At 51.3% G+C, this 15,419-nt stretch carries 16 protein-coding genes; 5 read left to right on the top strand and 11 right to left on the bottom strand.

The genetic code is table 11. The annotated features are described in order from the left end of the window. A partial coding sequence (locus HQL76_14955) for an IS4 family transposase (GenBank protein ID MBF0110465.1) occupies nt 1-1,006 on the bottom strand: 1,006 nt, incomplete at its 3' end. A gap of 266 nt (nt 1,007-1,272) precedes the next feature. Here HQL76_14955 and HQL76_14950 point away from each other — a divergent pair. Then, nucleotides 1,273-1,698 (top strand): hypothetical protein, encoded by a 426-nt coding sequence (locus HQL76_14950; protein ID MBF0110464.1) that lies wholly within the window; start codon nt 1,273-1,275, stop codon nt 1,696-1,698. 140 nt (nt 1,699-1,838) lie between these two features. On the opposite strand, the gene HQL76_14945 is transcribed toward HQL76_14950, so the two are convergent. The 10 genes from HQL76_14945 to HQL76_14900 form a co-directional block, all read right to left on the bottom strand. After that, entirely contained in the window at nt 1,839-3,143 is a 1,305-nt protein-coding gene (locus HQL76_14945) for a YcaO-like family protein (GenBank protein ID MBF0110463.1), read from the bottom strand. An 8-nt stretch (nt 3,144-3,151) separates the two neighbouring features. Continuing rightward, a complete protein-coding gene (locus tag HQL76_14940; protein ID MBF0110462.1) occupies nt 3,152-4,486 on the bottom strand; it encodes a YcaO-like family protein in 1,335 nt (444 codons plus the stop codon). A 3-nt stretch (nt 4,487-4,489) separates the two neighbouring features. Continuing rightward, complete coding sequence (locus HQL76_14935) at nt 4,490-5,167, bottom strand: hypothetical protein (protein MBF0110461.1); 678 nt, start codon at nt 5,165-5,167, stop codon at nt 4,490-4,492. After that, entirely contained in the window at nt 5,167-6,000 is an 834-nt protein-coding gene (locus tag HQL76_14930; GenBank protein MBF0110460.1) for a SagB/ThcOx family dehydrogenase, read from the bottom strand. The genes HQL76_14935 and HQL76_14930 overlap by 1 nt, the downstream gene beginning before the upstream one ends. Before the next feature lie 3 nt (nt 6,001-6,003). Further along, on the bottom strand, nt 6,004-6,798 hold the full coding sequence (locus HQL76_14925) for a hypothetical protein (GenBank protein MBF0110459.1): 795 nt from the start codon (nt 6,796-6,798) through the stop codon (nt 6,004-6,006). After that, nucleotides 6,795-8,096 (bottom strand): YcaO-like family protein, encoded by a 1,302-nt coding sequence (locus HQL76_14920; protein MBF0110458.1) that lies wholly within the window; start codon nt 8,094-8,096, stop codon nt 6,795-6,797. The genes HQL76_14925 and HQL76_14920 overlap by 4 nt, the downstream gene beginning before the upstream one ends. A gap of 5 nt (nt 8,097-8,101) precedes the next feature. Then, nucleotides 8,102-9,181 carry a TOMM precursor leader peptide-binding protein gene (locus HQL76_14915; GenBank protein MBF0110457.1) on the bottom strand — a complete coding sequence of 360 codons (1,080 nt, stop codon included), beginning with the start codon at nt 9,179-9,181 and terminating at the stop codon, nt 8,102-8,104. Nucleotides 9,182-9,395: 214 nt separating this feature from the next. Then, the gene (locus HQL76_14910) at nt 9,396-9,578 is read right to left on the bottom strand and encodes a hypothetical protein (protein MBF0110456.1); all 183 of its coding nucleotides are present in this window, start codon (nt 9,576-9,578) and stop codon (nt 9,396-9,398) included. Between the two features lie 30 nt (nt 9,579-9,608). Then, entirely contained in the window at nt 9,609-10,151 is a 543-nt protein-coding gene (locus HQL76_14905; GenBank protein MBF0110455.1) for a DUF1579 family protein, read from the bottom strand. A 341-nt stretch (nt 10,152-10,492) separates the two neighbouring features. Then, nucleotides 10,493-11,341, bottom strand: a complete 849-nt coding sequence (locus HQL76_14900) for a methyltransferase domain-containing protein (GenBank protein ID MBF0110454.1) — start codon at nt 11,339-11,341, stop codon at nt 10,493-10,495. Here HQL76_14900 and gloB point away from each other — a divergent pair. The 4 genes from gloB to HQL76_14880 all read left to right on the top strand — a co-directional run bounded on the left by gloB (nt 11,327) and on the right by HQL76_14880 (nt 15,401). Next, nucleotides 11,327-12,082, top strand: coding sequence for a hydroxyacylglutathione hydrolase (gloB, locus tag HQL76_14895; protein ID MBF0110453.1), 756 nt, complete (start codon nt 11,327-11,329; stop codon nt 12,080-12,082). The two genes, HQL76_14900 and gloB, sit on opposite strands and share 15 nt — an antisense overlap. 157 nt (nt 12,083-12,239) lie before the next feature. Further along, entirely contained in the window at nt 12,240-13,328 is a 1,089-nt protein-coding gene (locus tag HQL76_14890) for a DUF262 domain-containing protein (protein MBF0110452.1), read from the top strand. Further along, a complete protein-coding gene (locus tag HQL76_14885; protein ID MBF0110451.1) occupies nt 13,312-14,445 on the top strand; it encodes a DUF3696 domain-containing protein in 1,134 nt (377 codons plus the stop codon). Before HQL76_14890 ends, HQL76_14885 begins: the two co-directional genes overlap by 17 nt. Beyond that, nucleotides 14,442-15,401 (top strand): hypothetical protein, encoded by a 960-nt coding sequence (locus HQL76_14880; protein ID MBF0110450.1) that lies wholly within the window; start codon nt 14,442-14,444, stop codon nt 15,399-15,401. Before HQL76_14885 ends, HQL76_14880 begins: the two co-directional genes overlap by 4 nt. The last annotated feature ends 18 nt before the right edge of the window (nt 15,402-15,419 follow it).

The following is a 15,419-nucleotide window of genomic DNA, read 5'->3' as shown; positions in this document are numbered from 1 at the left end:
CCATGACAGTCCGAATCAGGTTGTACGTCAGCAGATGGACGCCTATCTCCTTGCGCACCATTTCTGGAGTGCGGCCTCTCAAAATGTTCATCTTCATGATTTCCTTAATGAACATCAAACTGACTTCCACGGACCATCGCAACTTGTACAAACTGCTCAACTCCTCTCTGGATACCGTCTTCGAGTCCAGAAATGTGGAGACCAGCACCCGACCTCCAGCCTGTGTCTCGCGTACCTGCAACGTGGCAGGCATGGCGTGGTAAGTCTCCTTGTCCATCCAGTCAGGTCGGGCAGGTTTGTTCCACACGACAACATGGTCACGTTTACTCAATCGTCGCCCACGACGAAAATCCACCTTGCGGCTCGCGTGAACCTGAAAAAGACCGTCCACACCCATCCGACCCAGCATGCCTATCAAAAAGTAGGAGCAATAATAACAATCTGCAATCAGAACATCGCCCTTCCCTAAGCTGCTCAAGATTTCCCTGAGCAACGCATGCTCGCCGGTCGCCTTCCCCTTGTATGCCCCGACAGCCATGTTTATGACGGCGCCCGTGGCCAACGAGAGCAGAACCACCAATCGCGCCAGGGGGAATCCAAGCCCCGGCTTTTGGCTGGACGGCTGCGGAAAGTCGGTTTGGTTTTCCGGGGTGTCGGGCATCGAAACGGTCGAGCCATCCGCCACCACAATCCGACGCCCACGCCATTGCCAGTCCAATGGGGTTGCCAAGTGCAGTTTGGTCCCGACAGCACGCAACAGACGCAAAATCAATTCCTTCGGCAGCCTCTGGCGTGCCTGACAGTAGGCCCCGGTCCCAGGTGAACAAGGGGGTTTCCCCTGTGCAACCCTCTCCGCAATAACCTGGGCAACCGCCCAGCGACAGGAATGATCCGGGCTGAGTACCTGGACAATAAAAGCAGCCAGGGTCACGACAGGTGAGAACACCCGGTCACGGAATGTCGCTTTTTGCTCCTCCAAAATCTGGAGTATGAACTCGGACGACAACACATCCCCGAAGTGCAAACCCTCCCTGAGGGAAAAAACGTGATTTCAATTTTTCGATTTGGAGTGCAGCCGCCCTCCGTGTAGACTGAAACATTGTTGGCCCCCTGTTTGGTCATGGTTTGGCGTTTGAGGTACGTTAATCATGCGCCTTCAGGGGGCTGATGTCACATCATTTTGAAATCGAAAAGAAAACGGTTAACTAAGCGCCATTGGCCTATGTACAACTGGCCTGGGGGGCAGGTTGGCGCGGCATGACAGGAGATTGGATGCCACCGGAGACGGTCGCGGCCATGCGTACACTCTACAGCAATCACATGGGGCGACCCGGCCAGCGTTTTCCAAAAACCAGACGTTTGGCGGTCAAAAGCGCTCCTTCCCTGCCCATGGGTTGGCTGCGACTTTGGCAGGGTCCAGAGGCCAAGGCGCGGTTTCAGCAACAGGAACACTCTTCAGCGCCAGGACCAACCTGGTTGGCAAAGATGCTGACAACAATCCACGCCGAACACCATAGTGCCAAAGACGAAATATTGCGTGGTAAAATCCTGGCCGAAAAATGGAAAAACCTGGAGGATATTCCATTGAAAAAAGAGGTTTTTGAAGCCATTCGCGCTCGATGGCAGGAAAAGGGGTGGTGGGAAAACCCGCCAGGAAAAGCCGCAAAGCGGGCCAAAGCGATCTACCAGGAAACGTAGAACGTCATGAAGGCGAAAGACAGCCCAGTCGGATTCCGTCCGAGGCAAAATACCATCGCCAAATTGCCTGCTGGATGACGCCCAAATTGGGCCGGATGGAATTTTTTTGGAGGGAAACAGCGGAACATCCAAATCAACCTCTATGGAAGCGGTATCGGATTTTGTTTACCGGATTTGGGTGGGACTGTATGTTTCCATCCACATGTTTCCGGGACCGAGTGAAGGCGTGGATGCCCCAGAGGACGGCATAAACTCCCAAACCCCAGCGGTACAAGGTCCGGAGCAATGACCCGGGTGACATACCATCCCAGATCATTCAGTTCGGGTGCCAGGATAGAGCGGAAATAGACGTCAATACCACAAACTTTTAAACGGCTGCACAACCGCTCCAATGATTCCGACGGCGACATGCCGGTTGCCTCATGGGGCCGTGCGACGGAATCCTTGGATGACGCTGTTAATATCCGGGTATCATGGAGCATTTCCCTGAAGCCATAAAGAACGGCCTGCCACATGGGCTCCACCGCATCAAACGCCAGAGGTGCCACACGTTCAAGAGTCGTTTCCCGCTTTCCGTGTTCATCACGCATCCAAAGCCACACCGCGATGGCCTCATCCAGCGCTCTTTTACAGGCCTCCACCAAAGACAAGGCCGCGCCGGCCCCCAGAACCAGACAAGGACGTCGTTCCCGTCGATCACGGATGACCGCGGCAACAACCGGGACACCGATATCCGTCGTGATATCCCTTAGAATAACCTGTTGATCCGCAGCCTCCAATTGATCGATGAGTTGCCGCGTTTCCTTAAAATGCCAACCCGCATTGCAGGCAATACGTGGTGTTACCGCCTGGGTTTCCCAAACAATGGAGAGCGCATCCCGTTCTACCAACTCCAGGATTCCCGAGATCAACGCCTTGGTTTCATCCGTATGGGCAGCCGCTCCCGTTGACCCCATCAAGCCAATGCGCGAAGGTTTGTGCAGTGAGAGCAAATCAACCGGTACAAGAATACGGGATGTCCCGCCCAACTCCTTAACCTCGGTCCATTCATACAGAGTATCTGTATAGCCCTTCCAGGGAAAATCAGGGCTGGCCAACTGTTCATCCGTAAACAGAGGCAGTTGGTCCAGACCAAGCACCGGCCCGATGAGATCCTTCCTGGCTCCGGTGACGATGATATGAGGATCACTCGCAGACAGTAACGAATAGCGTTCAATGAATTCACCGATCGCCTTCAAAGAGGCCAGCGATCTCTCCTGGTCGAACCCGGAAGCATTGACAATTTGTCCGGAAAGGGTGCGCCCCTGGACAATAAAATTGTGAAAATTTGGAAAATCATCGGGTGTTCTGAGTGTTTTTAATGAGAATAAACGTCCCAATGGCTTTGCATGATGCCGCAAAACAGACTCGAATGCTGCACTTGTATGATGCAGATGATTTGACATGGCACACATCATGGAAATGGATGGAACGATTGAAGCAGATCCTCGGGCCGTACCCCCTCGTCAACCAATCCCCGTTCCCGAAAAAATGTGAACAGACGAGGATGGGCCAATGGTCTTAAAAGGCCCAAAGGCTGCCGCATCAAACTGGTGGAAACGGCACGAACCACGTACAGGCCGACAAGTTCGGCATCCCTTTGCGTAAGATCAAAAAGAACCACTCGATGGCCGGTGGCCATCATGATCGTTTTTATTCGCTCCAGATCACGCCCCTCCGATTCTAGAAAGGAAAGGTGCTCGATCCGGACATGCGGAGAGTTTTGCCGCAACAAAAAATCAAAATGGTGTCTGTTGTCGGGATTGGCATAGTAGAGAGATTGCAGTGAAAAATCTGTCCGACGTCTGTTTTGCAGTGTTTTTGCATCAAGATCGACGACACCATCCATACATAGGTAGGAGGTGGAGCGCCAGCTCGTTATGGCCTCGGATATGGCGCATTCAATGGCGTCACGGGGATTGAGTCGCGCAGCCGTGCCAATGGCCAAGGAAGGCAGGGAATCGTCACTGAGGCAAATGGCCAGAAACGAAGGAATACCCGTATCGTTGGTCAGATCGAACACCCGGATATGCAAACCATGCCCCATCGCCATCATGACAACGGGAATTTGTTCGATATCACCAGGCGAGATTTCCGGTACACAGGCCCGCGTCTCCCACACCATGGTCCAGGCATCTCGCTCTACCAACTCCAATATCGCCAGCACCGCAGCAGTATTGGGTGAGCGGGCACAACTGGTTCCGACGGAAACAGAATCGGTGAAGAGCGGTTCTCCGGGACGCGGTTGATAAGGCATATAGACCAGAGAGGCCGGAACATGGACCGCTTTCTGTTCCGTGAGGGACCACCCCTTCACCCAAGCGATCGGCTGGGAAAAGTCAGGTTTTCGAAAAGGAAAGCCTGGATCCGCATACTGCGCATCCAGATAAAAAAGAAAAGATTCCCTTTCACAGAAAGCCCGATCCACAAGATCGAATCTGGCCACGAAAAGATCCCGGTGGTCGTAATAGGAAAGGCTCGTCCGTTCAACGGCTTCTCCTATGGCCGAGGCATAAGCCGCCGTCCAATCAAGGCTGCCACCACCATAAATTTTTTCAGGTGCCGCATATCTTGCCCATCGGTTTCCGGTAACAGTCAGCCAATTTCTGATGTGGTAACCATCGGGATAGGCCCGCCTCTCCCGGCACGAGGCGATCAGCCCAATCCTTGCGCTGATGAGCGGCTTGGAAAAGACGACGGTCTGAACCGCCGGATCATCCGGATTGACAAGGCCCATCCGCATCGGCATGCCTTAATAACCCGTTGACTCTTGCGTCATGACATACCCCTCCAGACCGATATGGCGCTGCCATGCGGCCAGGATCAAATCGGTCTTTTTTCCGGTAATCTTTTGCAGGAGGGTGTCCAGGTTCCCATCGCCATGTTTTTGCAGACCGGGTGCAAAACCGGGGTAGCGATCGAGACAAAATTCCGCAAATGAGGCAGCGACCCCGTGGGCCAGACGTCCCTGTAGCGTTGCAAATTTTTCCAGACTCAAGAATCCATCCGATCCAATCTTCTGATGCAGGAAACCGGAAAGTGGTGGCAGTTTTTCCTGATAATCATGCAGAAGCTGTGAGATCGTTTCTTGCGGAAAGAGAAAGTGATGGCAATTCCCCATCATACGGTATCCAACATAACTGGCCATGCCCTCTGCCAAAAACAAAGCGCGGACCGGCAACAGAGCATGACAGATTTCGTGAGCGACAATATCCCTGTACAACGTGTCGGGAGACAGATTGATTTCGGGAACTGTATTTCCATAACGGGTATAGGCAATGCCGCTTTGGTTGGCGCGCAGGTTCAATCGAATGCCCGCAACCGACAGGCCCAACAGGTCGGCCACCTCCCGAGTGAGTTGCTTGAACCATTCGGCAAGCTGCGTCCAGTCCCCCGTATCCCGTGGATGATCTCGCCAAAAATCATCCATCAATCGATGCATCCCCCGATGGCGGTGTAGAGAATCGATTCCTCGACGCCATCGACGTTGATGAGTTGTTCAAGTCTCCGATCAAAAAAACCATTGATGGGAATGATGGACAACCCAAGGGCCTGACCGACAAACAACATGTTATGTATCAAATGTCCCGCCTCGATATTCACCAAACGATAGGCCCTTTCTCCATACTTGAAAGAGGTTCTCTTGAATATGGCCGTCACCAGAAAACAGACGGCCGTTTTTTCAAGCATCTTCTCGCTCATGTAGGCACGCTTCACTGTGCCGCGCAAATCATCTTTCTGCAACAGCCGGTTCAGGCAATGATTACGGACATCGAAATGGTAGACACCTTCAGAAACACCCTCCACATTCAAAACGATGGAATAGACCTCCAGTGGATAGAGCCCACCACCCGATGGATAGGTGCGCCCATCGCGCGTTTGGTTTGCACCGACCCCAATGGTTCCATTCAGGCCCGCACCGCGCACCAGCAGGGTTGAGAGTTCCGCATGCGTCAAAGGTTTATCGATGTAATTGCGGTTCGTGCGCCGTTTCTTGATAAGTTCCCCCAAGGGAATATCCAGATCCTCCCAGGCCAGAGGATCAAGATCCACCCGGGGAAAATAACTGTAGCTTTTCGATTTTCCGGCCACAGCGTTGACGGTATTCATCATGGCTGGCGTGCGTTTGGGATCCTTGCTGCCGAAACCAAACAAAAATTCACTGACCTTGGTTGATTCATGATAATCCTGGGAGAGCCGGGTCTCCAGGTCGCTGGCTTCGACGAACCAGTAACGAGAGACCGCATTGTGTAAATTGGACATGGCTTATTCGCCCCCGCCGCAGGTAAACGTTAAATGAAATACAATATCCGCTGCCCGCCGACTACGGAATCCCGATTGAGAGAGTCTGGTCAAGAGAGGAAGAATCCGGCTGTTGGTGGAGATCAAGGTCATGGCTTCGGCGCCTCTTTCCGGAAATCCTCCCAGCCCGCCTACGGCAAGTCTGTAACGGGAAATCTCCGACGTCTTCAACCAAAGCTGTATATCCTCCACCAACGGAGCCGCTTCCAACTGATCCATCAAAAAGCATCGATGTTTTTCCGATGAAACCCGGCTGAGGATATGCGCGGACAGTTCTTCGGCGACTCCACCGACAAAATCCAGCAGACAACAGCGCCCTCCCGGCGCCAGACGATCATTCAACCAGATGAAAAATTCACCCGGATTCGATATCAACCGCAACAACGAATAAACCAATATCAGATCGTATTTCTTATCTGTACCGGAAAATTTGGTAAAATCTGTCTCCCAAATGGTTCCACCGGTATCCAAGCGTTCGAAGTTTTCATTGATCTCGTGCTTTTCAAGCCAAGTCGCAGGCGACACATCCAAAATGGCAGGCGCATCCCGATGGATCTGGGCCAGAGAGATTTCCTCGAACAACAATCGTGGCAGGGTGCTGTACTCCTTTTCATACGTCACCGTATGCCTGTAAAGATCCGGTTCCTTGTACCAGCGAATCGCTCTTTGCCGGGCTGCGTTTACGGAATGATTCATGGGACCGTCTTGGTTACCATTGGCCAAAATCGCTCTTTCTTCAGAAAGTGCGTCGCTGTTCATGGGAATGGATGGGGTACCGGGTTGAAGCCGGAATTTTTCAAATGAGAACGCCCGAGAATCCCGGCTGTGGAAACCAGACGCGGATGCAGCACGGGCCTGGCATCACCCCGTGTCAGGGGCAAAAACCCGGGAATCACCACGCGCGTGACATAAAGTCCGAGCGCTGCCGCGGAAGGATGGGTGATATCCGTATGGATGCATCGCTCATGCACGGAAAGAATCCGTGCCAACGCCCAATCAAGCTCGCCAGACACATCCAAAGGTGCTGGAGGCGGGGCAAAGGAAACCTTTGTTCGATCCGAGGCGTCGAACAAAAAGGCGCTGGCATCCCTGGATTCATGAAAACCATGCAACAAAGCATGATCGGACGGCTCCGGCAAGCCGGCCATTTTTTCCCGGGCCTCATTCAAATGTACGCCTTCCACATAAAGGCGTGTAGAGATCCAAAAGCTGGTCAGAAGGGCCTCCTCCAAAGCCCGAAAACTGGCATCTTCCCAGGTGGCACGCGCCGCCGCACCCAATGCAGTGGCGGCACGGTAGCCGGTCAGATCCGAAACGGCTGCCAGTGCCACCGGAATTCCGGTATCCGTACCCAAGGCCCGGATGGATACTTTAAAACCCCGGCTTTCGATTTTCCGGGCCAGTTCCCAGGTTGCCGTGTCAAGGGGTTGGTCAACGCCGGACCATCGGTTTTCCCAGTGGGTTATGAAGGCATCCCGTTCGACGACTTCATAAATGCCTGAAAGTATCGCAGCCTTTTTATCGCGGGATGCCGCCGTTCCGGTTGACGTATTCGCAAAAAGCAGATCGCCCCGGGCGTTATGGGCCTGGGCAGACGGAAATATGGCAAACGCGGGAATATGGCAAACAGCGTCTGAATCAAGATCGCGGCCTTCAATCCAGAATATTTCCTGATCGCTCTGCCAAGGCACCAGAGGGGGAATTTCATTGATCAACCCCTGCAAAAACAGGAAGGGGTCGATTTCAGAATCTTTATTCTCAAAGGGTTTGCTGCTCAAAGAGAGATGCTGGTGCTGGCGCAAGGACAACCGTTCAAGCGCTTCGCCAACCGCCGCAAAAAAAGCCCGGTCCCGTGTCAACCCGCCACCAGCCGCCACCACCTCATTTTTCTGGGTAACATCCTTCACACTGGCCGTCACGGCATGAAGCATGTCATAGCCTTCCGGCATACGATGAAAACTCTGCCTGACCAGTGGACCCAGGCGATAAGACCGATGCAATCCCCGCATCAGACAGGGATGGCTCAGCGCCACATTCTGCAGGTCACGTGTCTTCATGGAGATTACATGTCCCATGTTTTCCGGAAAGGTTGTTTTAAATGGGTGCCGCAAACATCACAAAAAGGTACCCGCAACAGTCGGTGCCGTTCGGTTTCCAGAAGGTTCAAATCGATCACAACCAATGTCTGGAATGTGGCGGGAAATCCGACCCGGGCCAGGGCTTTCATGACTTCCGCACTCACAAAACCGCTGGCAACCTGCAATGCAGGGTCTGGCGCATCGGATTCACAATGAATCTTATTGTTGGCAAGGGCGTTTTTGAATGAGGCAAACTCCTCTGGATAGGGAAGATGATTTTCTTCCCTGAGTTCCAGACAACGGTAACACCCCGTCTCCCCGGGTACGAACATGGGTCCGGCAAAGATTTGATGGCCATCCGTATAGCAGCAGAGCCAGGGCTTCTGGACACCGTTCAGGTTGGCGGCGTTGACCTTTGGAAACAGCCGGAGCCGCTCAATGGGATCATCCGCAACAGCAACGATGAAATCCTGATCTTCAATGGCGACACCAAGAGATTCCTGATCCGAAAACGTCTGTCGGACACTATTTTTACTCAGAGGTTGATCGGCGGTCTGTCGCGTCGCCTCATCATCTTCCACAATCCAGCGGATGGATTGGGGCGACAGGTCGGCTAGGCTGGCAATGACTTTAGAGACAAGACGACCTTTGCCAATGACTGCAACGCGACTGGATCTCAACTTTCCGTAAGCGTTTTCCTTCTCATCGAAATGATCGCGCAAATATCTTCTGGTGGAAGTGGCAGGCGAATCCCTTTCACCATCCAGCTTATTTTCAGGAAAAGACTGGGAAGACATCTCTTCCCTGAAGATCAAGACACCCAGATTCAACAAATGTCGAATACCCTCTTCAACATAGGCAAGAGGGTAGAACTGCTGAAGGGTCTGCTTGAATTCCTTTTCACTCATCTGGGAATTGCCAAGCAACTCCTTTGCCTTTTCCATGAAGAGTGCCAGTTCGCGCCCCCCTCTGACCTTGCGCATAATGGTTGCACGGCTTCCGACAAGGAATCCATTATCAATTGGAACCGTCCAATTGTTTTCAGAAAGTGCAAGAAAGGCCATATGATACCACCTTTATGTGCTGTCAGAGGTTGCCGTTGCTGTTCCAAGCTGAAAAACAGAAACAAACCATGGACACCCTGTATTCTTCCCATTCCGGTCGGTTCCAGGGACCAAAAACCTCAATAGAAGTTTATAAACTCTTATCAAAGAGAATTGAAAAGTCCGTCCCTGGACTTTTCAATCGTTTCATGAAACGAATGGCCTTTGGCCATTATTATGAAGTCGAGCATGTGGTACAGGTCGAACGGTAGAACACAACCTGGCCATCGGCATCGACCGTCTGATCGTCATACTCGGTAATTTCAATGTCAAACATCAACTTGTTTTGAGGGGCCTGTCCGGCTTGTTTTTTTTCATCGCCAGAGTTTGACAACGTATCAATGATAATTTTATTCATTTTTTAATCACTCCGAATCGGTTAGAGCCATCACTTGGCGCGTTTGAAGGTCAAATGGCGGACTTTTGATTCGGATCCACCGGGTGCGGTCAGATGGATTTCCATCTCAAAATTGTCCGAATCCTGAATTTTGAGGATATGACGGTAACTTTCGACCCCATTCCGGTCGTAGCATTGAACGTCGCCAGCCATTTCGAGATGCTTGTCGCCTTTTTTATGGAGTGTCCTGGAGGATCCGAAGCTGCCATAACTGTTGTAAAAACTTTCATTCATGGTACGCTTGCCGTTTTCATCTTCCAGTCCTGCGGCATAGCCAATAATGCACCCTCCCGACCAGGAATCGTTGCAGCTTTTGCCGGACCAGTTCAGGTGAAAATAGCGTCCGTCGGCGGTCAGGCTGATTTCGGCCGTTCCTGTGGTATCCAGCCGCGTGCTTGGATCATTATTTTTATCTTCGGGATAGTACGGCCAGATGTCTCCTTGAAAGGACCATTGCCCGCACAGTCCTTTATGCAAAGGTTCGAGCTCTATGAAGGCATCCGGACCATAATGTTTTGCCACGCTGAACGTCATGTATTTTCTCCCTCATCAATTTTTGATCAAACCTATCGGACGATAAGACGACAAAACTAAGCACTGAATACGTCTTAAAGTATACATATAAATTTTGCATTTTGCAAGGATTTTTTTAATCATGTTTTGATGGTTCCGTTGTGTCACATTCAATAATAAATGTAACTATTTGAAATATTTAATATAATATTACAAAGCGTAAGTTTCCAACCACTTCCTTCTGGAGGGTGTCACGAATGAGAAAGCCGGAAATTTGAATTTTCTGAGAAAACCGGACAATCGGAACAACAATTGTAAAATATGCCATGCCTTTCGTTCTTCGACAGAGGCACGAAGATGAATCAATCCTCCGTGGACAGATCTCTGGAAAAAACATTCGTTCCCGATTTTTCCGCGAACGTCAGGGGGACCCGGGCGGGATGACGGATGAGCGAACGTTTTCGCAGCAGCGGTGTCGAAGCGTAGACCACTTTTTCCGCTTCGCAAATGATGACCCCGCCCATGGGAGCGAACCAACGGTTGCCCGCCTTTTCCCAGGCGTTGGCCCAGCGCCAGGAAAGTTTGCGTTTGAGGGGTGGAAAAAACAGGGCATAACTCCACTGCCTGGGAACCAGGAGGGTTTCTTCAAGAATCGAACGCAGCTGTCCCGGAGAATAGGGACGGCCCCAGCCAAACGGGGTGGTATCGCGCCGCGCCCACAGGCCACCGCGGTTGGCGACCAGAATCATCAACCGCCCCCCCGGTGCCAAAACCCTCCAGGTCTCCCGCAACGCCGACTTCGGGTCCGAGGTTCCTTCCAGGAGATGAACCATCATGACTCGTTCGAACCAGGCATCGGGAAAAGGGAGGGCGTCGGGACGGACCTGGGCCGTGCGATTGGCGGTCCCCGGTGCCTTGAGGACAACCCCCATCTCCGCCGGCGCCGCCCCCATCGAATGACCCGTCCACGGACGCAGCCAGTCGAGATAGGGTTGGGCAAAACCGAGACCCAAGGTTCGTTCCGAAGGGTTTTCCTTGAGGAGTCGTTCCATGGCCTCGCCGACCAGTCGTACCACCAATCGACCGCCGGGTTCCTCATACCAGCTTTGCAATTGGGTCGCTTCAAAGTTCATAATCGCTTCGTCCCGTCCCGCATCATCGACCGATCCATCGAGGAAGTCACGATGTCCACACCCATGCCTGTCATTCATCCCATCCTGGTCGGAAAAGATAACTATGTCTGGCTTCTGGAAACATCTGCCTCGGAGGCCGTCGTTTTCGATCCTGGCGATTCTGCACCTGTCGCCCAGGTATTGCAACGACGCGGCCTGGGTTTAAGCCATATTCTCATCACCCACCATCATCACGACCATATCGATGGCGTTGCCGCCCTGGCCCGGGAGTACCATGCCCGGGTCGTCGGTCATGTTCAGGATGCCAACCGCCTGCCACCGCTCGATCTTCCCGTCGAGGACGGCGATACCTTCCCCCTGGGTCCCTGGCAGTGCGCGGTCGTGGCAACACCGGGCCACACGTCGGGACATGTCGTCTACCACATCGGCGACGCACTTTTCACCGGCGACACCCTGTTTTCCCTCGGTTGTGGCCGACTGTTCGAAGGAACCCCGGCGATGATGTGGCATTCCTTGCAACGGCTGCGGTCGCTTTCGGGAGTCACAAGAATCTATCCCGCGCACGAATACACCCTCGCCAACCTGGGATTCGCCCTCGGTCTGGAACCGGAAAACCGTGAACTTCTTCTCTTACGGCAATGGATTTTCGCGCAAACCGACCAGGGACGGCCCACCCTCCCCACCACATGGGAACGGGAACGGCGGCATAATCCATTCTTCCGGGTCGAAGACCCTGAATTCGTCCGCTTGATCGCCCAGGACGGCAAACCGACGGTTGATGTTTTTGCCCATGTCCGCACCCTGCGTAACCATTATTGATTCCTCAACAAGGTCCATGACACAATGAAACCATGCGCCATGGGTTCGGTGGCGCCACGGGCTCTTGATGCTTGAAAGATTGTTTCAATCATGATATAAGATAACAAATTGTGATGATCTCGATTCACTGGAACGCGCTCATGGAGAACTATTTATTATGGATGAAACCGATAAAAACCAAGAAAGTGTCGAAGGGGAGGATAACGACAACACCCTTGGAGACTATCCAATAGATACCTTGTTGATTCGACAAGAAAGTCGGACAATTTTTGATGTTGTACGGAGGATAGAGAGGGATGACTATATCCTTTACCCTGATTTCCAGAGAGATTTCATCTGGACACCGGTTAAACAAAGTAAATTGATCGAATCTGTGTTGATGCGTATCCCTCTTCCGGTTTTTTATCTTGCCGAAAATTCCAAGGGTAAAATGATCGTTGTCGATGGTCTGCAACGCCTGCATACATTCCAGAGGTTCCTGAAAGGTGACTTTAGACTGGAACTCTCCAATAGAGAACTCAACGGATTATCATTTAAACAACTTTCTGCAAAACTTCAGAACCGCATCGAAGACTGTAATTTGATCATTTATTCCATCGATTCCAAAGTGCCTCCACAAGCCCTTCTCGACATTTTCGATCGGGTCAACAGTGGCGTACCGTTAACCCGGCAACAAATGCGCAACTGTCTCTTTTCCGGAATGGCAACACAATTTCTCAGGGAACAATCCCAAACCGATCTGTTCCAGAAAGCAACCGGAAACAGTCTACGTAGAGAGTCCATGAAAGATAGAGAAATCGTCAATCGTTTCTGTGCCTTCGACCTGATCGGCGAAAGCCGGTACAAAGGGTATATGGATGATTTCCTGGGAAAGACATTGGAAAAGATGAATGATATGCCGCGGACTGAACTCAAGGAACTCGCCTCGCGGCTGCATCGTGCGCTGGAAAACAACTGGATTGTCTTTCAGGAACATTCGTTCCGAAAATTTTCCAAAGGACAGAAAAAACGTAGTCAGTTCAATGTTGCCCTGTGGGACGTCATGTCAACGGGGTTATCGAAATATTCAGTGGAACGGGTAAGTGCAAAGGCATCAAAGATAAAAAATGAATTTCTTCTCTTGATGCAAGATTCAGACTTCCTGGACTCCATCTCTTTGGGAACAAATCAATCCAATCGTGTCAAGACAAGATTTGACAAGGTGCGGCTCCTGCTTGGGGAGGTGTTCGGTGATAACCGAAATTAAATTAAAACATTATAAGTGTTTTGAACATCTGATACTCCATTGTTCCGGGCTCACCTTGTTGTCGGGCGCCAACTCTTCGGGGAAATCTTCCGTTCTTCAGTCCCTGGTTATTTTACACCAGACCATGAAAGAACATGAATGGTCATCAAGACTCATGCTGAACGGCGCTGCGATCTGCCTTGGAACGGTAGCGGATGTCATTGACCAGGTCAATGGAAGGAAATCCTTTGAAATTTCCTTGACGGATTCGGATCGGAAATACCACTGGTTCTTTTCCGGAGATCGCGGAGAAATGTCCCTCTCCATTGATCGCATCGAAATTGGCAACCAGGCTGTTCCCACGAAGGAATTGCATCATCTGCTGCCACGTGAAGATAATACGTTCAAGGAATTCTCACAGCGTATGACGAATTTGACGTACATTACCGCGGAAAGAAACGGCCCTCGTGATTTTTATCCATTGAAAGACGAGCACTCGGTAACCGTTATCGGTACCCGAGGAGAGGATATTGCTTCTCTGCTGTATTGGAAGGGAAATAATCCTGTTCTTGAGGAACTTGCAATTGGCGACGAGCCGACAACCCTGTCGCACCAGGTCAGGGCGCGGATGAAAACGTTTTTTCCCGGTTTCGAACTGGATATCATTCGTATTCCTGGAGTCAACCATGTTTCACTTGGCCTGAGAACCTCCACGGATACTCCCTATCACAAACCGGTTCACGAAGGTTTTGGGCTTTCTCAAGTCTTCCCGATTGTTGTCGCTGCCCTGCTGGCCACAAAGGACGACCTGCTCTTGATTGAAAATCCGGAGGTCCATCTTCATCCTTCGGGACAGGGACGGATGGGGCAATTTCTCGCTGATGTCGCCGGTGCTGGCGTGCAGGTGTTTGTCGAGACTCACAGTGATCACATTCTTAACGGAATTCGACGTGCCGTGCGCGGGAAGCGTCTTCGTCCGGAACAGGTATCGCTGTATTTCTTCAATCCAAGAACGGAATCTTCTCCACAGGTTATCAATCCTTTATTGGATCAATTCGGGAATATTGATTCCTGGCCAGAAAGATTTTTCGATCAATTCGACAAGGATGCGAATCATTTTGCCGGATGGGGGGAATGATCTTGGAACTGTTCGTCAACGATTTGTCCATCCACGGTCAATTTCCGAATGTCGCCTCTTTTGACCGCGCCATCGCGGATCTCATGGCCATGAGAAACCTGGCAAAGCGCTATGGCAGAGAACTGTTTTGTCACAGGAACGTGTCATCTTCCCAGGTGACCCGTGACATGAAGATGCAACAAGCGGTTCAATGCCTGCAAAAGGATCAAACGAGGGCACTGATGTCGTGGTTTACCAGGGAAGGACCGTATTGGGAAGATGATCAGCATCATTCCTCCGATGATTACCTTGAATGCCTGGGAAGGGTCGTAACAGATTCCGCCGTTGGTGAAGCTGCATTTCGCTGCTTCTGGTCCTTTGATTCCCGGTTGATCAGTCTGAATCCTTCGGATTGGACGTTCAGTCCATTGGATGTCTGGTGGCGGTCCACTTCGGAAAATGATCGAAAAATAGAAATAAATAATTATTTCAACAGGGAAGCATTTGAAAATCTGTTACGTGCGTCACCGCTTCCGGTTGCTTCCTGGGATGACCTGGAAGCGATGTCACGAAGGCAATTCGGTCGTCTTCTCTTCGATGACAAGGCTTTCGAACCACTCGGTCCTCTTCCCTTCAATGCGAACGCCGCCCAAAGAATCCAACGACTGCTCGAAATATTACATAAGATTAATTCTTATACAAATTCCGACGGAAAAAGAAACGATCAAGGAAACGAACTTTATCAACAGTATTTCACTGGGAAAAAGTCGTTGTTTTCGGATTCATCCGACTCGGAAAAAGATGACTTTAAACAGGATCTTACCTTCAAGCATCCTGAAAAATATGGTAAAACCTTGTTTTGTTCCTGGCACGGGAAAGTGAAAACGTATCAGATACGTATCCATTTTTCCTGGCCAGAACAAGCAGGCAGTCCGTTCCATATTGTTTACATTGGTCCAAAAATTACCAAACGTTGAAACAAGATCCATCAGGGA

The organism is Magnetococcales bacterium (assembly GCA_015228815.1).
Taxonomy (GTDB): Bacteria; Pseudomonadota; Magnetococcia; order Magnetococcales; family UBA8363; genus UBA8363.
The sequence above is the reverse complement of the archived record's forward strand: the minus strand, read 5'-3'. Positions and strand labels throughout refer to the sequence as shown.